The sequence below is a fragment of the Paenibacillus lemnae genome, assembly GCF_012933385.1.
Lineage (GTDB): Bacteria > Bacillota > Bacilli > Paenibacillales > Paenibacillaceae > Paenibacillus_AQ > Paenibacillus_AQ lemnae.
Genome location: NZ_JABBPN010000006.1, coordinates 60,359 through 80,197 on the forward strand (window position 1 = coordinate 60,359; position 19,839 = coordinate 80,197).

Annotated in this window: 17 protein-coding genes; 5 read left to right on the top strand and 12 right to left on the bottom strand. The window is 47.4% G+C overall.

Annotated features, from left to right (window positions below; genetic code table 11):
• Positions 1–19: 19 nt before the first annotated feature.
• The 7 genes from HII30_RS08760 to HII30_RS08790 form a co-directional block, all read right to left on the bottom strand.
• Positions 20–1,081: an acyl-CoA dehydrogenase family protein gene (locus HII30_RS08760; protein ID WP_169504645.1), complete on the bottom strand. Its 1,062-nt coding sequence runs from the start codon at positions 1,079–1,081 to the stop codon at positions 20–22.
• A 109-nt stretch (positions 1,082–1,190) separates the two neighbouring features.
• Positions 1,191–2,639: a cardiolipin synthase gene (cls, locus tag HII30_RS08765; protein WP_169504646.1), complete on the bottom strand. Its 1,449-nt coding sequence runs from the start codon at positions 2,637–2,639 to the stop codon at positions 1,191–1,193.
• 125 nt (positions 2,640–2,764) lie between these two features.
• Positions 2,765–4,231: a DUF3658 domain-containing protein gene (locus HII30_RS08770; protein ID WP_246246209.1), complete on the bottom strand. Its 1,467-nt coding sequence runs from the start codon at positions 4,229–4,231 to the stop codon at positions 2,765–2,767.
• A 281-nt stretch (positions 4,232–4,512) separates the two neighbouring features.
• A complete protein-coding gene (locus HII30_RS08775; protein WP_169504648.1) occupies positions 4,513–5,391 on the bottom strand; it encodes a metal ABC transporter permease in 879 nt (292 codons plus the stop codon).
• A gap of 1 nt (position 5,392) precedes the next feature.
• Positions 5,393–6,316, bottom strand: a complete 924-nt coding sequence (locus HII30_RS08780) for a metal ABC transporter permease (RefSeq protein ID WP_169504649.1) — start codon at positions 6,314–6,316, stop codon at positions 5,393–5,395.
• 4 nt (positions 6,317–6,320) lie between these two features.
• Positions 6,321–7,049, bottom strand: a complete 729-nt coding sequence (locus HII30_RS08785; protein ID WP_169504751.1) for a metal ABC transporter ATP-binding protein — start codon at positions 7,047–7,049, stop codon at positions 6,321–6,323.
• 2 nt (positions 7,050–7,051) lie between these two features.
• Positions 7,052–7,957: a metal ABC transporter solute-binding protein, Zn/Mn family gene (locus HII30_RS08790; protein ID WP_246246210.1), complete on the bottom strand. Its 906-nt coding sequence runs from the start codon at positions 7,955–7,957 to the stop codon at positions 7,052–7,054.
• A 553-nt stretch (positions 7,958–8,510) separates the two neighbouring features.
• Between HII30_RS08790 and qoxA the strand changes: the two genes are divergently transcribed.
• The 4 genes from qoxA (at position 8,511) to qoxD (ending at position 12,419) form a co-directional block, all read left to right on the top strand.
• Positions 8,511–9,524, top strand: a complete 1,014-nt coding sequence (gene qoxA, locus HII30_RS08795) for a cytochrome aa3 quinol oxidase subunit II (protein ID WP_169504651.1) — start codon at positions 8,511–8,513, stop codon at positions 9,522–9,524.
• A 69-nt stretch (positions 9,525–9,593) separates the two neighbouring features.
• The gene (gene qoxB / locus HII30_RS08800) at positions 9,594–11,537 is read left to right on the top strand and encodes a cytochrome aa3 quinol oxidase subunit I (RefSeq protein WP_169504652.1); all 1,944 of its coding nucleotides are present in this window, start codon (positions 9,594–9,596) and stop codon (positions 11,535–11,537) included.
• A complete protein-coding gene (locus tag HII30_RS08805) occupies positions 11,534–12,130 on the top strand; it encodes a cytochrome (ubi)quinol oxidase subunit III (protein WP_169504653.1) in 597 nt (198 codons plus the stop codon). Before qoxB ends, HII30_RS08805 begins: the two co-directional genes overlap by 4 nt.
• Position 12,131: 1 nt before the next feature.
• Positions 12,132–12,419, top strand: coding sequence for a cytochrome aa3 quinol oxidase subunit IV (gene qoxD, locus HII30_RS08810; protein WP_169504654.1), 288 nt, complete (start codon positions 12,132–12,134; stop codon positions 12,417–12,419).
• Between the two features lie 324 nt (positions 12,420–12,743).
• Here the strand turns inward: qoxD and HII30_RS08815 are convergent, their stop codons facing one another.
• The 4 genes from HII30_RS08815 to HII30_RS08830 form a co-directional block, all read right to left on the bottom strand.
• Complete coding sequence (locus HII30_RS08815) at positions 12,744–13,988, bottom strand: DHH family phosphoesterase (protein ID WP_169504655.1); 1,245 nt, start codon at positions 13,986–13,988, stop codon at positions 12,744–12,746.
• A 74-nt stretch (positions 13,989–14,062) separates the two neighbouring features.
• Complete coding sequence (locus tag HII30_RS08820) at positions 14,063–14,395, bottom strand: antibiotic biosynthesis monooxygenase (protein ID WP_169504656.1); 333 nt, start codon at positions 14,393–14,395, stop codon at positions 14,063–14,065.
• 61 nt (positions 14,396–14,456) lie between these two features.
• Positions 14,457–15,452 carry a biotin synthase BioB gene (gene bioB, locus HII30_RS08825; protein ID WP_169504657.1) on the bottom strand — a complete coding sequence of 332 codons (996 nt, stop codon included), beginning with the start codon at positions 15,450–15,452 and terminating at the stop codon, positions 14,457–14,459.
• Between the two features lie 149 nt (positions 15,453–15,601).
• Positions 15,602–17,530 (bottom strand): LTA synthase family protein, encoded by a 1,929-nt coding sequence (locus HII30_RS08830; protein ID WP_343045085.1) that lies wholly within the window; start codon positions 17,528–17,530, stop codon positions 15,602–15,604.
• A 187-nt stretch (positions 17,531–17,717) separates the two neighbouring features.
• Here HII30_RS08830 and HII30_RS08835 point away from each other — a divergent pair, with 187 nt between their 5' ends.
• On the top strand, positions 17,718–18,629 hold the full coding sequence (locus tag HII30_RS08835) for an NAD-dependent epimerase/dehydratase family protein (RefSeq protein ID WP_169504658.1): 912 nt from the start codon (positions 17,718–17,720) through the stop codon (positions 18,627–18,629).
• A 148-nt stretch (positions 18,630–18,777) separates the two neighbouring features.
• On the opposite strand, the gene HII30_RS08840 is transcribed toward HII30_RS08835, so the two are convergent.
• A complete protein-coding gene (locus HII30_RS08840) occupies positions 18,778–19,839 on the bottom strand; it encodes a glycosyltransferase family 4 protein (RefSeq protein WP_169504659.1) in 1,062 nt (353 codons plus the stop codon).

Below are 19,839 nucleotides of genomic sequence, written 5' to 3' on the forward strand. Positions count from 1 at the left end.
CTATCTAAATTCATAACATTCACGAATGTGTTCGAAGTAAAGTATGTTGGCAAGCCGTCTGAAGGTCTCTCCAGCAGATATTGACAGGATGATCCTCCATCGCTGCCAATAGTCCAAGCATTGGAAACAGCTTGCCGCAAGCATGCTGCGAAAGAGCGGCAGCAGACACACAGACCGAAGTCACATTGTCTCCAATATTTTCCGGCAGTGTGCCTTCAGCCAGCAGAATCTCCCAGGATTGACCGATCGTCTGATGAAAAGCTGCTTCCGCCATTAACAGCTGCTTTTCCTGACGTGTCCATTCCTCCATCAGCTCTTCATGTGATGTGCGGGCCTCGATGATGTCATACGCCAGCTCCATGAAATGACGTCCGATACCCAGTGCGACAGCAGCAAATGACGCTTGTGCAAACGGGAGAAATGGATATTGATATATTGGCTCGTCCCTAAATGCAGTGGGCTCGTCTAGGGAGAACGTTCTGCTCTCGCTTACAAAGGCATCCTTGACCGTAATGGTGTGGCTCTCCGTAGCGCGTAAACCAAACGCGTTCCAGTCTCTTTGAATTTCCACCTGATGGGGTTCAAAAGTAAAGGAACGAACCACAGGCGATTCTTCTGCACCCTTCATACTGCTGGCTTCATCATCCTGGATGATCGCATTGGCCGTAAATGCAGTAGCATAGGTAGAACCGCTGCTGTACTTCCAGCTTCCGCTTACCCGATATCCGCCGGGGACTCGAACTGCCGTACCTCCGGGAGTTCCACTGCCGGAAATAACAGCATCTCTGCGGGCATATACTTCCTCCGCGGTGTCTCGCTGCATATATGCGGCAAAAAAACCGCCGCCAGCTCCAATTGTGACCAGCCACCCCAAATTGCCGTCGAGACGGGAACATTCTTTAAATATATGTACGGCTTCAGGCAGCGTCATCATATGTCCCTGCAGCTGATCCGGAACAAAAAGATGGAACCATCTTTTCTCATAGATCAGCTCCAGCAGTTCAGGATGAACGGTCCTTGTCCGGTCCATCTCCAGCGAAAGATTTTGTACCTTTTCTTTTTCCTCTTGTGTAAATAACACGTAACATCACCAGCCTTTATATATATCTTATAGTAAAACAAAACAGCCTGCGGATGTTAAGCCGGTGGGCTGTTTGGGTTAAGCTGCAAGCTTTTATAATTATCCATAGCTACAGGATCGGTGAAAGAAGCCTCGAGATCCCCTCTTTCAACTTCACCCATTTGGACATCGCATGATACTTCTCCAATGTCAAAAGTGTAGATACAGCCATATCCTTCCGGAAGTTATCGTTCAGCTCACGTGCAATACTCTCGTCATAGATAAAGGCATTCACCTCAAAGTTTAAACGGAAGCTGCGATAATCAATATTGGCGGTGCCGACAGAAGCGGCCTTTTCGTCAACGACGAGTGTCTTGGCATGAACAAACCCGTTATTGTACTGATAGACATTGGCACCAGCTTTTAACAACTCGCCGATATACGATAAGGTCGCCCAATAAACAAACATATGATCCGGCTTGTCCGGAATCATGAGGTTCACCTCCACACCAGACAAGCAGGCTACCCGGAGGGCATCCAGCATACTGTTATCCGGAATGAAGTACGGCGTTTGAATGTAGATGGACTCCTCCGCGGAAGTGATCATCTTCAGATAACCGTTCTTGATATGTTCATATTCGGTATCGGGCCCGCTGGACACGATCTGCATCCCGACAACACCCCGATGAGGAACCTCAGGAAATAAGGAAGGAAAATACGTGATGTCATGCTCCTGAGAAGCCTGATTCCAGTCCAGGACGAAACGGGTTTGAATGGCATATACGGCAGAGCCTTGGATTCTCAGATGGGTGTCCCGCCAATATCCGAATTTCGGGTCCAAGCCGAGATATTCGTCACCGACATTGAAACCGCCAATATAGCCTACTTTGCCGTCAATGATGACCAGCTTTCGATGATTCCGGTAATTCAGACGAAGATTAATCAGTTTGAACTTCGAAGGAAAAAAAGCTTCTGCTTGTCCGCCGGATTCACGAAGCTCTTTCAGCAATCTTTTGCCGATTCCTCGAGAACCCAGCTCATCATACAGTAACCGGACTCTGACGCCTTCTCTTGCTTTTTTGGATAACAGCTCCAGCAGCTTCTTACCCAGCTTGTCTCTGCGTATAATGTAATACTGGATATGTATGAAATCGGTTGCCGCTTCAATGTCTTTAAACAGGGTCTCGAACTTTTTATGACCATCTGTGATGATCTCCATGCTGTTATCTTCCGAAAGCGCTGCCTGATTGTTCAGCAAATTCATAGTGATCAGGTTGTGATATTCTTCGGAAATCTTGTTGCGAAACTCGAATTGCTGGGATCGAAATTGGGATACTTGTGATTTGATGCCCCGGTCCAGCCCGCTCTTCTTGAACTCGTCCCAGTAAAACAGCTTTTTGCGTTTGAAATTCTGAGCGAGAAACAAATACAGGATAAAGCCCACAATCGGGATAAGCAAAAGAACCAGCAGCCAGGCCCATGTCGATCCGATATCACGTCTGCCTTGAAAAATAACAACGATGGCAAATGTAATGTTCAGCAGAATAATGAATCCGAATAAACCGGAGGATAAGCTCATATTCCATTCATCTTCCTTTATATATGGTATCCATGATCAAGCCTTACACAAGAACAATTGGCCTCAAAATATAAGAGTATCAACAAATGGAAGGTTCTGTCTACCGTAATGCTGTAACCTTTTTGTTATGATTCAAGAGAAGAGAGGAATTCTGTTCCGCTTTTCGTTATGGTTACGCTGTACGTTCTCATTGAAGTCAGTAAGCCTTGTGCCTGCAGCAGATTTTGAGACACCAGCCGCTGAATCCGGTCCTCGAAGTACAGTTGAGATACACGCTGGTCTGTATATTTAAACATGGCTTCACTTGCAACTCGGAGAGCTTTCACCCATTTATTACGTGCACCGAGCTCCAGCGCAGATTTCATAATGTTCACGTCAAAGTAAGACTCTGATACAGATATGACCTCTCCTTTCTGCAAGATACGAAGCTTCTGATCTTCTTGAAGCAGTCTCTCCCAATCCATTACCAGATCACGGCGGATATCTGCTGAAGGTACAATCTCCTTGCCAAGCAGAGATTCCAGCTTATCCATAACAATTTCGCCGGTATAGTAATACTGTACAGCATGGTTGCTCAGGAGTGCGGTTGGGTTCAAGATCGCAATGTCCGCTGCTTCCGGAAGCAGGGACATGAGTCTCCTCAATCCCACCTGTTCATGAGCTGAATCTGAAGCCCAGATGGTCAGCGGATATATCGCCAGCTTGGCCGGAAGCGCCCTCCACTTGAACGCGCTGTCCAAGACCTCTTCCTGCATCTGATCTTTAGTCTCTGAATCAGACTCCAGTCCCGTCAGCCATTGTCTTCTTAACTTATGGGTATCTGCATCGTTTACGCCAGGAAGCGGACCGATACTCAAATCGTCACCAAGCAGGACAATGTGTTCGTGCGGCCTCTCTGATAAAACGGCTCCCAATACGTCAAAGGAGGGACGATCAAAGACGATATGGACTTTTTTTATGGGAGACTCCAGACCTAGCATTTCTTCCAGAAAAGATTCATTACCAAGGCTCCACTCTGCCTGAAAGGCTTCAAGGTACTTCTCGAGTTCGTTGTGGCGCTTGCGTGCTAATATCTTCGCACTTTCAGTATTCATTTGCGATTTCAGCTTCAGCAGCTTCTCATAGAAGTGATTGATCGTTGTGCTTCGCCCGGTGCGGTATTCCTGCGGTGTCAAATATGCTCTCGGTTTGATATCTGGATTAAACATCAGTCTCCCTCTGCTGCCTGCATAGGTAAATGTCCTGGCAATACCGATCGCTCCCATCGCATCCAGCCGGTCCGCATCCTGCACAATTTGAGCCTCCAGTGTTAATGGAGACTCTTCACTTAGTTTGCCAAATGAAATGGAGTTGATGATATTTAGAATGGTTTCCTGGTCTTCAGGCAGCAGCTGTTCCTCATCCATCCATTTTTTCAGCTTGACTGTACCCGCTTCCTTGCTGGGATTGAGTTTCTCATCCGGGATATCATGCAGCAGTGCCGACAGCTCGCATATATACTCATCAGCCCCTTCGCTCATAGCCAGCATTTTTGCCGTACGGGTGACCCTGACGATGTGCCACCAATCATGACCGCTTGGATCATGTTTCAATTCTTGATGTACGAACATTTTAGCATTTTCTATCGTTTGCAAAGATCGATCATGCACAGCCTACACCTCCGGAATCATTATAACTTATTCATGATTTTTGGCACTTCTGATTAATCCTACTTTCCTTCGGAAAGCTTTTAGGCGGACGCTGACGCTTCTCCAGAATCACTTGTCGCCTCCGCTATATATAAGTTTTATCTTTAGTTCATTCTATATAGAACATAATACAGCCTCCGGGGTTCAAGTCCCGAAGGCTGTAAGCCGTTCAACGGCCGATATAATTAGCTGTCGGCTGCTGCCGAACGATAATGTAGCCTGGATGCCAGACCATGCTTTGGTGAGAACAGGAAGCTGAGCAAGAATACAAGACCGGTAGCAAACGCCATGGAACCGGATATCGAAGTATCCAGCCAAACGGCGATATAGTAGCCCATTATAGCAGAGACCACCCCAAAGAGCGCACTTAGCATCATCATGATGGACAGGCGGTCTGTCCATAAATAGGCAGAGGCCGCCGGCGTAATCAGCATCGCCACCACCATGATCGCACCAACCGCATCAAAAGCAGCTACCGTGGTCAGCGAAACCATTGACATAAAGATATAGTGCATCAGAACAACGGGAATACCGAGACTTGCAGCCAGCGCCGGATCAAAGGAAGTGATTTTCCACTCCTTATAAAAGATCAAGATAATGAACACAACCAGGAGGAGCACTGCACTCAGTGTCAGGGTCGCCTGCGGGATTTCGCCAAGCCAAGGCACTTGAACCTTCTCCCATGGAATAAAGGTGATCTCCCCCATGAGTGCATGCTTGGTGTCCAGGTGAGCATTACCGACCTTGGTTGCGATCAGGACGACTCCAATCGCAAACATCGTGGTAAAGACCACCCCGATGGAAGCGTCCTTCTGAACACCGCGGGAATGGAACCACTGTACCAGTACTGCGGTCAGCAGCCCTGCAATAACCGCTCCGATGAGCATATGAATTCCGCTTAATTCCCGGGTGATTAAGTAAGCGACCACGATGCCAAGGAGAACACTGTGACTGATGGCATCGGCCATCATCGCCATCCGTCGCAGGATGAGCAGTGCGCCAACAATGCCGCAGGAGAGGCCAACAAGAGATGCCGTCAATAAAATCCACATGGCATAACTCATCTTATTCCGCCTCCTTCACGTGGACTGTCTTATGCTGCCATGAGTTCGAGTGGTGCCTCTTTTTTTGTCGCCGCAGCTGAAGCGCCTGCACCAGCAGTCCCTTCTCCGCCCCAAAAATAAGCGATACGAGAAAAATTGCTGAAGATGCTAATACGACAAATGGCCCGGTCGGCCAGCCATTTCCAATGGAGCTGAGCAGGCTCCCCGTCATTCCGGCCGCACCTCCAAAGACCCCGGAACAGATCACCATGCTGCGGAATGATGAACTCCAATATCTGGCGCTGACCGAAGGAATAATGAGCAGCGCTGCCATCAGGATAACGCCCACGGCCTGAATACCGATCACAATAACCAGTACCAGGACCGAAAGATATAAACTGTTCATCCATTTGCCGGATAAGCCCATCCCTTTCGCAAAATCCGGATCAAACAAGAACAGCTTCCATTCTTTAAAGCCGGCAAACACAACCAGGATGACCAGAGCCGCCATGATGAGCATTGTATACACATCCTGTCTGACCATGGAGGCGGCCTGACCGAAGATAAAGCCGTCCAGGCCGCTCTGACTGCCTCCCGCGGAACGGCTGACTATGGTCAGCATCATAATGCCAAAGCCGAAAAACACAGATAAGATGATCCCCATCGCAGTATCTTCTTTAATTCGGCTGGAAGACCGGATGCCCTGGATCAGCAGCGCGCCAAGCAGTGAGCTGATGGCTGCTCCAAGAACCAGTACAGGCAGGCTTTTCACACCTGTTAAGGCAAAAGCGATGACCACACCCGGCAGAGCCGCATGGGACAAAGCATCACTCATCAGACTCTGACGCTTCCAGTAGGCAAGGCAGCCGATCATCCCGGCAGCTATACCTAGAATGAGTGTGCTCAGCAGCACCCATTGTGTATTGGGCGAAAGATAAGACAGCATGGTCTTATGCCTCCTTCATCCAGCGCAGAGTACCACCGTATGTGCGGTAGACATTATCTTGAGTAAACACTTCTTTTGTTGGACCATGCGCCCACACCGAGCGGTTCAGCAATAATACATGATCGAAATAATCCTCCACGGTTTGGAGATCATGATGAACCACCATGACGGTTTTGCCCTGCTCTTTGAGTTCTTTTAACGTATGCATAATGGCCTTTTCCGTTGCCGCATCCACACCAGCCAGCGGTTCATCCATAAAATACAGGTCAGCATCCTGTACCAGGGCACGTGCCAAAAACACACGCTGCTGCTGTCCGCCCGATAGCTGGCTGATCTGGCGGTAGGCATAATCCTCCATCCCCATCTGTTTCAGGCAAGCCATAGCTCTCTCCACATGCTTTCGATTCGGCCGGCGGAACCAGCCGATATGGCCGTAGAGTCCCATCGTGACAACATCCAGCGCATGGGTTGGAAAATCCCAATCCACGGAACCGCGCTGCGGAACATAACCAATCCGTTTTTTCATTCGCTTCAGGTTTGATCCTAAAAAAGATACTGAACCTGACAGCTTGGGATGCAGCTCCAGCAGCACCTTAAGCAGCGTTGATTTGCCGGCACCGTTGGGACCGATAATAGCGGTCAGCGTGCCCGGCTGCACCTCAAAGTTCACGTTATGCAGAACCTGATTTTTCCGGTAAGAAGCACTCACGTCTTTTACTTCAATCACACTCATCATCAATCACCCTTCCTGCTCAGCGCTTCATAAATGGTATTGGCATTATGGCGGTACATTCCGATGTAGGTTCCTTCCTCCGTCCCCTGGTCACCCATCGCATCCGAAAATAATTCTCCGCCAAGCTTGACGTCCAGCCCTTTACTGGAAGCACCCTGGATGACGGCTTCCACTGATTTTGAATTAATGCTGGTTTCCACAAAGACAGCCGGAACCTGATGCTCCATGAGAATGTCAATCGTCCGGTCAATATCAGTAACACTGATCTCATCTTCAGTGCTTAATCCCTGTAATCCCACGACCTTCATATCGTAGGCTCTTCCGAAGTAACCAAACGCATCATGTGCAGTAACAATGACACGCTGGTCCGGATCTATGGAAGAGAGTTTTTCCTGTATCTCAATCTGCAGATTATGAAGTTCGGTGAAATATCGCTGTTTGCTCGCTTCAAATTCTTCCGCATGCTCTGGAGCATAGGCTTTCATTTCTTCAACGGCAGCATTTAATGCCGCTTCCCATAAATCGAGATCAAACCAAACATGCGGGTCAATGGCACCCTTGTCATCATGCAGCAGCTGATCTTTCGGCAGCGATTCGCTAATGGCCAGGACAGATTTTGATTTTCCGATTTGTTCGAATATCTTGGTCATGTTCCCTTCCAGATGGAGGCCGCTGTATAAAATCAGGTCCGCGCGATCCAGTTTGCCGATATCTCCTTGGGTCGCATTATACAAGTGGGGATCCACACCAGGACCCATCAGACTCTCTACCTTCACCTTATCACCGCCAATGACGGAGATTGGTTCGGCAATCTGGGCAATGGTCGTGACGATGGTGATTTTCCCGTCATTCTGCTGGCTGCCCCCATTCTTTTCTGATGAACAGGCTGTTAAAACCAGTAGAAACATTAAACCTAAAAGAAACCAACCCTTTTTAAAGTATGACCTCATTTACTACCCTCTCCTCTTCCATCATCTTATTCATTCCAGCTTGGCCTGTAACAATTAATTTTCCCCAGTGCAAAATATATGCTTGATATCAAAATATACTCTTTGTTGTGTTTTGTCAATAATCTTTCTCATGGGCAAAACTAATCAATATCAGCTTCATCTTCTACAGTTATGTGCCAGAGATTAGCATCTTTATTAGCCTAAAAATCCTTATACAGTAAGCGTTCGCAGCGTTTTATAGGCTGTTATTTGTGACGAAGTTGGTAACACTCGTGAATATTTGAACAAAGTTTGAACTTAGAGAAAACCGCATAAACACTGGACTTTTTGCCCCATACTACATCTTTAGAAACAATTTGATCACAAAACGTTTATGACTTCGTCAAACTTAGACCATTATATGTAATTAAAACAATGAAATGGGTTTTGCAAAGGATTCAGTTAATACTTACTATAGGGATAGTTAATCTAAAGCGCTTGAGGATTGATTACGATAGGAAAGGGGTACACCATGAAAAAAAGAGGGCCGTTACTTGCATTGTTTTTCGGTTTAACCATGCTTTTATCGGGTTGCAGCTCGCTCACCGTATTGGATCCGAAAGGACCGGCTGCAAGAACCCTGTCCGATACAATCATATTTTCTATATTAATGATGGTCGGCGTCTTGGCAGTCGTTTATATCCTTTATGTGTACATGCTGGTGAAGTATCGCGCCAAGAAATCCAACGAAGGATACGTGCCTCCACACGAGGAGGGAAGTACCAAACTTGAGATCACATGGACGGTTATTCCGATCATCATCGTACTTATTCTTTCCGTGGTTACAGTGAGAACGACCATGGCTGTGGAAAACGTACCGGAAGGTTATGAGAATCAGGAGCCTCTGGTCATTTACGCTTCATCCTCGAACTGGAAATGGCATTTCAGTTATCCAGAGCAAGGGATTGAAACTGTCAATTATGTCAATCTGCCAACTCACCGTCCGGTAGAATTCCGGATGTATTCCTTCGGCCCGATTACGAGCTTGTGGATTCCACAGCTTGCAGGCCAGAAGTATGCCATGAGTGATATGGTGACCAAGATCAATCTGGTCGCAGATGTTCCAGGCTCTTATATGGGTAAGAACGCGAACTTTAACGGTGAAGGTTTTGCCCACATGAACTTTGAAGCGCTGGCCATGTCACAGGCTGAGTTTGATGAATGGGTTCAGGACGTGAAGAACAATGAAGGCGAGCTGACGGAAGCAGAATTCGATAAGCTGCTGGAAACGCCGCATGTTGGCAGAATGTCATTCGCCAGCACCCATCTGTCCTTCAGTCCTCCACCAGAGGAAGGCCATCATCACAGCGGAAGTACAGAAAAAGAGAACGGAAATCAGGAACATCAAGATAATAAGGAAAAATTCCCTGAACCTTCTTCTACCGATGAAGATGAGGCGGAATTCGATTTTGATCCAAATGTTCATCCTGATGATCCGACTCCTGTAGATCCCGGAGATGAATCAACACATCATGAAGGACATTAGAAGCGTGAGAGGAGACCATATGTTTTCTCTCCCCTGTTCTTCTTACATCCTGAAAGGAGATAAACCTTTATGAAATGGGACGAATTTTTCGTTACCGGTGATCCATTGATATATGGAGCCATGGTGAGTATCGTTCTTGTTTCCCTGGCGATCCTTGTAGGTCTGACCTACTTTAAAAAATGGGGATATCTATGGAGAGAATGGCTGACCACGGTTGATCATAAAAAGATAGGTGTCATGTATATCCTAGCGGCACTGATCATGCTCTTCCGCGGCGGTGTCGATGCAGTCATGATGCGTGCTCAAACGTCCATGCCGGATATGAAGTTCCTGGATGGACAGCATTACAATGAAATTTTCACCACACACGGGGTCATCATGATTCTGTTCATGGCGATGCCTTTTATATTCGGACTAATGAACGTGATTATCCCCCTGCAGATCGGTGCAAGGGACGTCGCCTTCCCGCGTCTGAATGCGATCAGCTTCTGGCTGTTCTTTGCCGGAGCGATGCTGTTCAACATTTCCTTTGTCATCGGGGGATCTCCGGATGCCGGCTGGTCTGCATACTTCCCGCTGGCAGGTATAGAGTTCAGCCCGCACGTAGGTAACAACTATTATTCACTGGCTCTTCAGATATCCGGTATCGGTACCCTGATGACAGGCCTGAACTTTATCGTAACGATTATGAAAATGCGCGCACCAGGCATGACACTGATGAAAATGCCGATGTTCACCTGGTCCGTACTTATTACGAGTGTAATTATCATCTTTGCTTTCCCTGTCCTGACGGTTGCCCTGCTGCTTATGATGTTTGACCGTCAATTCGGAACCCAGTTCTTTACAATGCAAAATGGCGGCATGGATATGCTGTGGGCCAACCTGTTCTGGGTATGGGGTCACCCTGAGGTTTATATCGTGGTCCTCCCGGCGTTCGGTATATTCAGTGAGATCATTTCTACCTTCGCCAAAAAAAATCTGTACGGCTACAAGTCCATGGTCATCAGTATGCTGGTCATCTCCGGCTTATCGTTTCTTGTCTGGGCTCACCATTTCTACACGATGGGTCAAGGCGCAATGGTCAATGGGTTCTTCTCGATCACGACCATGGCGATTGCTGTACCGACAGGGGTTAAAATATTCAACTGGCTGTTCACCCTTCACAAGGGCCGAATAGAGTTTACGACACCGATGCTGTACTCGCTCGCTTTCATTCCGATCTTCACGATCGGCGGCGTAACAGGCGTCATGCTGGCTATGGCCAGCGCCGATTACCAGTACCACAATACGATGTTCCTGGTTGCCCATTTCCACTACGTGCTCATTCCGGGTACGGTATTCGCGGTCATCGCGGGCTTCCATTACTGGTTCCCGAAAGTGTTCGGTTTCCGCTTGAACGAGCGCAGAGGCAAGACCGCCTTCTGGTTTATCATTATTTCGTTTAACGTTACCTTCTTCCCGCTCTTCTTCCTCGGACTTCAGGGGATGACTCGGCGGATGTACACGTACTCTGAAGAGACAGGATTTGGTCCGCTGAACATGCTGTCTATGGTCGGTGCCATCGGTCTTACGATCGGATTTATCCTGCTGGTGTACAATATTTACTGGAGCACACGTTATGAGCCGCGTGACACAACAGGTGATCCATGGGATGGACGTTCCCTCGAATGGTCCATGCCGAGTCCGGTTCCAGTCTACAACTTCGCAGTTGTTCCTGAAATTACGAAGCGTGATGAATTCTGGTTCGCCAAGCAAGAAGGTAAATCCTTGTCGGATAAAAAGATTGAAAAAATTCATATGCCGAGCAATTCAGGCAAACCTTTTATTCTCGGCATCGCCTTTTTCTTCCTTGGATTCTTTGTCGTATTCAGCTGGTGGACACCGGCCATCGTTGCCGGGATCGCCGTTCTGCTGACCATGGCAGCCATGTCATTCGACAGAGACGATGGATATTACATTCCTGTGGAAGAAGTTGTACAATCTGAAAAGAGACTGCGGGGTGAACGGGTATGAAGATAGATGCCACTCAGCCGCTTGAATATGGAACCGAAGAGAATCGCAATAAAATATTCGGCTTCTGGCTGTTCATGGGAGCGGAGATCGCGCTTTTCGCTACTCTGTTTACAGTGTACTTCGTTCTGGTAGATCGCTTTGCTTCCGGGCCAAGCGGAGCAGATTTGTTTGTCATTGGTCCTGTCTTGGCAGAGACGTTCATCCTTCTGACGTCCAGCTTTACGATTGGTCTAGCCGTCCACAGCATGCGTCTGGGATTGAAAAAGCAAATGATGATCTTCATGGTCATCACCCTTGTTCTCGGGGCCGCTTTCCTGGGGATTGAGATTTATGAGTTCTTCCATTACGTACACGAAGGTGCTGCGATAACAACCAGTGCGTTTACATCCAGCCTGCTTACCCTGCTGGGTACACATGGTGCTCACGTGACCTTCGGTCTGCTGTGGGGAACAGCAATACTTCTGCAGGTAAGAAAATACGGCCTGGATCATAAAACAGCGAACAAGTCCTTTATCTTTTCTCTGTATTGGCACTTCCTGGACGTCGTGTGGATCTTTATCTTCAGCTTTGTATATTTGAAAGGACTGATGTGACATGTTGAAGCAGCTGTTTCCAGTAAAGCACGTCGTTGGCTATGTCGCCTCGCTTGTCCTTACACTAATTGCTCTGGTCGTATTGATGGACCTTCCGGCAGCAGTGGAAATAGGCATTCTGGCGGTAACAGCTATTCTACAGGCTTCTCTCCAGCTGGTCATGTTCATGCACATCGGTGAATCGAGCGAGAAAAAATCCCTGTATATCAACATAGCCTTTGCGATATTCATGGCACTGGTCACGATATTCGGGACGCTCTTCATCTTCGTATGGGGCTGGTACGCATAAAGGCAGCAGAAGTCAGTAAGGTTTTAATTTAAAAAAGGGTCCGCTCAAAAGATTTTAAAGACTGAAGTTAAAGCTACCTTTCAGGGTTGCTGCGATGTCAAGTGTTCTTACGACCACTGTTGTCTCCAAAATGCTCGGAATCCTGCTCTAAAGGAGGCATTTCGGAGACAAAGGCGGACTCTTATAAATTTTTTGAAACACTAAGGTCTCATAATGACAAAAGCCAGTTTAAAAAAAAGAAGCAGTGGTGTAGAGTAATCTACGTCCGCTGCTTCTTTTTTTGATTCGTATAGCTTTTCTACAACGTTTCGATCGCATAGCTTCCTACGGCTCTTCGATGATCTTCTCTTCATCGTGGTCGGGCGCAAGGCCCCGGTTTCTTGAGCGCTTCAAATGGTCTGACAGCAGACTGACATAAGCTTCGTCTCGCGCCAGCCAGGCACCGTACTGCCGTTTGATGTGACGTTCGGCATCTTCAAAGGATGGGAATTGAAATGGAAGTCGTTCCCCGTTCCATTCAGCAGCCCAGTCCCCTGAAGGGCAGCGGAACAGAAAAAGAGTGGCATCCCCTCCAGCCTCATAGAGTGCACCATTGGCAGAACCTTTAATATTAAACTGATTTTTCATGGCATCCATAGGCAGCGGATCCAGCTCAAACGGTTCGGCAGCAAACAGGCGGTACACTTCTTCACCCATAGTACAGCCTGAAGCTTTGGCATGCCCACCGCCCCCGTAGCGCATAGCTATAGCTGAAACGTCGATATGATCATGGATGGTTCGGAGACTCATTTTACGTCCGCCCATATTGAGTATAGCGATATAGTCCAAATGAGGGTTAGATCCTCCCAGCTCGCTCGCCAGCTCGGAATGATAGGATTCCGCATATACAATCCCGACACATTCCTCCCCAATAAACGTCTGAATCAGCTCTCTTCGCTTTCGCCGGATATACCGCTCAATTTTGTCCTCTTCCATATCGAGAATCTTTTCCTCAAATTCATCAAAGGAGAAAGAATCACTGCTCTTTAAGCGTTCAATCATCCGGCTTTCAAAGTCATCCAGTGAAATCATATAAAACAGATCATTCAGCCGTTTGGCCTGGGTTTCATTGTGTATTTCCCATTCCCACGTATCGTATAAGCGGACCCATTCCACATATTGATCCAAGGCAGCATTCGGCTCCAGGTGCTGATGATGGATCAAATATTCATATAGAAGTGAGGTGGCCGAGGCCAGCTTACCATCATGATGCTGTACATGAACCTGCGCCCATTCATAATCGTTAAAATGCAGCGCGGTTTTATGATGATCAATGAGATAAGCACGTCCGCCATTGCGCACATGGAGGTCCATCCTTTTTTCAATATCGCTGTTCACGGACAAATCGGTAATCAGCAGCAGATCGTCGGGATTTCCCTGGACCGGCACCCGGTTCAAGTATTTCTCAACCTGTATATTCAATGAGCCAATGGAATTGTACCGCACCTCCACCTCATCGCCGAATGCATATTTGGCAAGTATACCGCAGCTTACACCATCCAGATCGTTATGACTGTATACGTAATACACCAGGGAAACAGCTCCTTCTCCTTAAATACAGCAGATATCCGCTGCTCCCATAACATTCCCATTGTTTTTCCATATTAATCAACGGTCCAAGGGCCTTTCGATGATCTGACTTCATATGTGGCATGTTCGGAGCCTATGATATGATCCGGCTGTGCTGCTCCTCTTCGTTCACGGTGTCCTTGAATATGGGCATTACTTGTTTCCCAGTGTTTCCATGCGTCTTTGGAATCCCAACGGATCAGCACCATCACTTCTTCTGTCACATCATTTTTGCGTTTCTCTTTTACAAGCACACTAAGATCAATAAAACCTGGGATCTTTTCAATTTCACCGGGACCTGTAAAATGTTCCACCACACGTTCAGACGTACCCGCTTTTGCTGTAATTGTTTTGACTTCTATGAACACGTAATTACACTCCCTATATATGAGTTCTCTATAACATTTTAAATGATAAAGATTATCATTGTCAAAGAGCGCATTGTTCAATCTCAAAACCAAGATCTTCAATCATTGTCCAATCGGACTGCTGATCCTGACCATTGGTAGTTAAGTAATCTCCGACAAAAATCGAATTGGCTGCATAAAGCCCTAATGGCTGCAGTGAGCGAAGATTTACTTCTCTGCCTCCAGCAATTCGAATTTCGGCCTCGGGGTTCACAAACCTCATCATGGCAAGCAGCTTTAAACATCTGGCCGGTGTCAATTCTCTCTTCCCTTCCAGCGGTGTCCCATCAATTGGATTCAAAAAGTTACAAGGAATCGACTCGGCACCCAGCTGATGGAGCGCTATCGCAATGTTAACCGCTTCCACATCGCTTTCACCCATGCCAAAGATCGCTCCAGAACATGGAGATATTCCGGCCCGTCCTACCTGCTGTATCGTGCCGATCCGGTCTTCGTATGTGTGTGTGGTGGTAATCTGTTCATAATTGTCTTTGGACGTGTTCAGATTATGATTATAACGTTGCACACCGGCTTCCTTCAGCTCTGTCGCCTGATGTTCATTCAGAAATCCCAGACAGCAGCATACTTTCAAGTTTGTCGTTTCCCGAATCTCACGGACGGCCTCTGATACATGCCGGATTTCGCGATCTGTCGGTCTGCGGCCGGAAGCAACAATACAGTATGTCCCGGCTTTGCGGCGAATGGATTCCTGTGCGCCTTCGAGAATCTTCTCCTTGGTTAACCATGCATATTTATCAATAGGAGCTTCGGAGACGATGGATTGTGAACAATAGCCGCAGTCCTCCGGACAAAGCCCTGATTTTGCATTGATGATCATATTGAGCTTTACTTTTTTGCCAAAGTAATGCTGACGAATTTGAAAAGCGGCATGCATTAATGAAAGAACATCCTCGTCAGGACACCTAAGTATAGTTACAGCTTCTTCGGTTGTTAACCTTTTGCCCTCCAGCACTTGTTCTGCCAGCGAGATCCAGTCATTGGTACGCAGTGTGATCATGTTGTGTTCTCCTTATGTATCATTTATTTGTTAACCTAAAAAATATATTAACAAGTTAACATTTAACACACAAGACCTTTAAACAACTGACCACCCATAAAAAAAGCACCCCCGCTGTTTGGTTAACAGATCAGAGGTACTATTTAAAGTTAAGGCGCCCGTTTGGGGAGCAGCTTGACATATTCATCTGACAGCTTCATCAGCTGAAGCACATATTCGTAATCATCCCGATATTTCGTGAATTCCTGAACAGGCTCCAGTGTTTCTAAAGAGATGGCAGATCCATCCTCAAACCCGTTTCCGGGAACAAACATAATGTCATCGTTGAAGAATGAACCAGTAGGAAGATAATATCTCATGCCGAACACATTATGATCAATATTCAGCAAATCCTGCCCAAAGGCCGTGAATTGTTCCTCCGCCAGCGAGATCCCCATAATATTCGCAATCGTGGGCATGATGTCCAGCTGACCGCCTGTCATCTCAATCTTCTCCCCGTTTTCCAAACCCGGCACACGAATCATCAGTGGAATGTTAAAACGGCTGATCTGCTCATGATACGGCACGCCCAAGGTAGAAGTAATTTGGGAAGGATCCGTATCATTCGGATTGATACCGAAATGGTCGCCGTATACGACCAGCACCGTATTGTCCCAAAGATTGTTTTGTTTCAGATATTCAATCAGAGTGCCTAACGCATAATCCGAATAGTTCGCAGCATCCAGATAATTGCCCAGCTGGGTTCCTTGAAGGGAGTCAGGGATGTTGATTCGGGACTCCTCCGGCGGCACCGTAAAAGGTGAGTGGCTCGATACCGTAATAAATTGGCCGTAAAAGTTTTTGCTCTCCTGAAGTGCCGTCTGAAGCTTTGCTAGTCCAGTCCGGTACATTTCCTCATCCGAAGCTCCGAATTCATTGAACTGATCATTCTCGAAACTTGGTTTGTCGTAATAATGATCAAACCCCAATGCCGGGTACATCTGCTTGCGGTTCCAGAACGTCACATCATTGACGTGAAACGTGCTGGATTCATATCCTTTACCACTCAGCAGCTTCGGCAGGCTGGGAAGCTTACGGTCTCCAAAACCGGTAGACATCGCCAGGGATCCCACCGGATATATCGACGTATTCGACATGAATTCCGCATCGGATGTATTGCCTTGACCGATCTGCTGGTACACATAAGGGAAATATAAGCCTTCATCAGCCAGTTTATTCATGACCGGCGTTAATTCCTGTCCCTCCAATGAGGCGTGCATCACAAAGTTTTGCAAGGATTCCATCTGTACGACCAGAAGATTCATCCCCTTACCGCTTCCGAACAATCTGGGTTTGCTTCCGACCTTCTTCTCATCTGTATACGGATATGTGGATTGCAGTTCGTTTATCCGGTTTATCGTATCCGTCAGGTTTCCTTGTGCCAGCGCCTTTTTCTCCTGCGAATCCCGAATGGCTGCCGATATCTGATAATTCACAAATCCCATCTGCTCTGCACGCACCTGTTCATTCTCTATGGACCAGGCTTTGCGGGTGTACATCACAGACAGCAAAGCACCGACGACACACAGTCCGGCCATTACCATTCTCCACACCGGTTTTGTTGATCTTGCACCGGCATAGAACGTCTGAGGAGTATAAAAAGTCAACCCCCTACGGCTTCTATTACGTATTTTTCTGATCCCCCACACCAATGCCAAGACAACCAAATCAGCCCAAAAGATAAACTGTACAGGTTCAATTAGTGACTGAATGCTTCCACGGACTTGAGTGACCTGACCTAATCCCGAAAGAGCAGTATACGTGGGGATTGAACCGTAGTATGCGTGATAAATAACAGAGGCAAACAAGATTAAAGACAGGATCAAATTTAAAATCCAGTACACGGCTGGCCGGAGTCTTCGGGTCAAACCAATTTCCAGCAAAGCCATAAAGGCCAGCAGTGAAAAGGTGTCCGTCAGCACTTTGTCCCAAAGCACACCATTAAAGATAAACAGCCGAAAAACAATCAGCTTGAGCAGCAGCAGTAAAAACATGCCGCCAAACCAGGTTAATCGATTTTTTTGCACTTCTTTCATCATTTCTCGTCCCTCTTTTAGCGTCTAAATTCGCCGCAGCAGGTCTTATTATATCAGTTATAGGTATAGCAATCCATGCTGCTTGGCTGGTGGCAGCCGCCCAATCCTTGTGCAATAGTCTCCTGTCTCATGCGTAATGCCTCCAATCGACGTACGATAGATCATCCCATGAAAGGCTGGAGGTTTCCGCATGAAAGTGGTCGTTACCGGGGGTGCCGGTTTTATCGGCTCTCACCTTGTACATCGCCTTGTATCCCACGGCTGTGAGGTGCACGTTATTGATAATCTCAGCACAGGTGATGCAGGACGTCTTCACAATGAAGCAATCCTTCATATATGCGATATCTGCGGTGATCAGGCGGCAGCGTGCATATCGTTAATCAAACCGGACATCATCTTTCATCTAGCCGCACAAGCAGATGTTCAGCGATCGATTGCTGATCCTTCCCACGATGCCGAGGTCAACATTATGGGGACGCTCCGGCTGCTGGAAGCCAGCAGAAAAGCAGGCGTGCGTAAAATCATCTTCGCCTCGACCTCCGGCGTCTACGGTGAGCTGAATAAAGATCAGATTCTAGAAGATGATCCGGTATCTCCGATCTCCTTCTATGCTTTATCCAAGCTGGCGGGAGAACGCTATCTGCATCTGTATCAGCAGTGCTTCGGCCTGACCTATACGATTCTCCGGTACGGGAATGTCTACGGACCTGGACAAACGCCTAAGGGAGAAGGCGGGGTCATCGCCGTATTCGGAGATCGTCTGGCTCAGGGGCTGTCCTTGAATGTGTATGGGGACGGCAATCAGACCCGAGATTTTATTTATGTACAAGATGTTGTGAGCGCCAATCTTGCAGCCATGTATAAGGGAGACGGGGAAACTATTCATGTCAGTACCGGTCAACCTACAAGTATTAACCGGTTGATTCAGATCGTTGCTGAGCAGTTAAATCAGAGTATCGAGACACATTATAAACCTGCTAAAACCGGAGATATCGTTCACAGCTGCCTGAACAGCAGTAAAGCTAAAATAGCTTTGGATTGGAAGCCTGCATACACAATCGAGCAAGGCTTGGCAGAAACCGTCAAGCACTGGCCGATTTGATTCACTACCAAGTTAAGTAATAGGCATAAGCTATAATGTTCTATAAAGCTAATAAAACACTCAAAACAAGGCGGTGTCGAGGAGTTATCCTGACACCGCCTTATCTGTAGTTTTTAGGATTTATGCTCATAAAAATTTAGGGACACATTCAGATCGAATGCAGCATGTTCGAGAAGTTAGCCGCATACATGTGCGGGTTAAATGCCTGCTGTACATGACTCATTGCCGAGGCGCGAATCTGTTCACGAAGACCTTGCTCCTGCATGAGCTGCAGGCCCTCGTTAACTGCATTTTCGATATTGCCGAGCGTATAGAACTTGCCGGTATAATTGTGGAATATCGAGGTCGACACGCCGTCAGAATCCGTGGTCAGGACAGGACAGCGGCAGCTCATCGCTTCCAGAATGGCGTAAGGTGCACCTTCCACCTTGGAAGTGGAGCACAGGAACCCTCCGGAATCACCGATGACTGAGAAATAATACGGCATTTCGGCATTAGGGACATTGGAACGAATCGACAGACGATCCCCGAGGCCCAGCTCTTGTATCAGCTGATAGAACTGTTCCCGTTCAGCCGGCTGGCTGAGCTGATTATCTTCGAACATCCACAATCTCAAGTTCGGGACATATTGACTGAGATAGTAGCCGATATACAAAAATTCGCGCCAGTTCTTATTATCCTCTATGCGTCCGAGCCAGGCAATGACAGGATATTCGGGTGGGATCGCAGACACATAACTGAACGTCGTTGTATCAAAACAGTTGTTGAAATTGAACTGCGGGATGTGCGGATACAGTTCGGCAAACAGTGAAGCTATATGAGGTGTGCAAGGATTGAGGAGACCAGAAGCAAAAGCGTTAACGTAAGAAACGGCGGATGTAAGCTGAGCCCGGGCAACTTCCTTCGGCCCATATCCCTGGATTTCAAGAATTAACTTCCCCGTGTAACCAAGCATACGCAGCCGGCAGAAGCTGACATGGTCTGTCGTCACGACAATAGCGTCATAATTGTTGGCATCCAGATAATGCTTGATCGCAATATCATTCTTGGTCACGTAAATCGGAAAGTCGACACTATTCTGCATGCCTGAACCCCAAGTGTAATATAAGCAGTGAGCCTCAATTCCAGCAAGCCGCAGTGCGCGGCAGCGCTGACGGTTCAATGTTTCTACACCACCGCTCGGCGTATAATACACGAACAGCACTTTCAT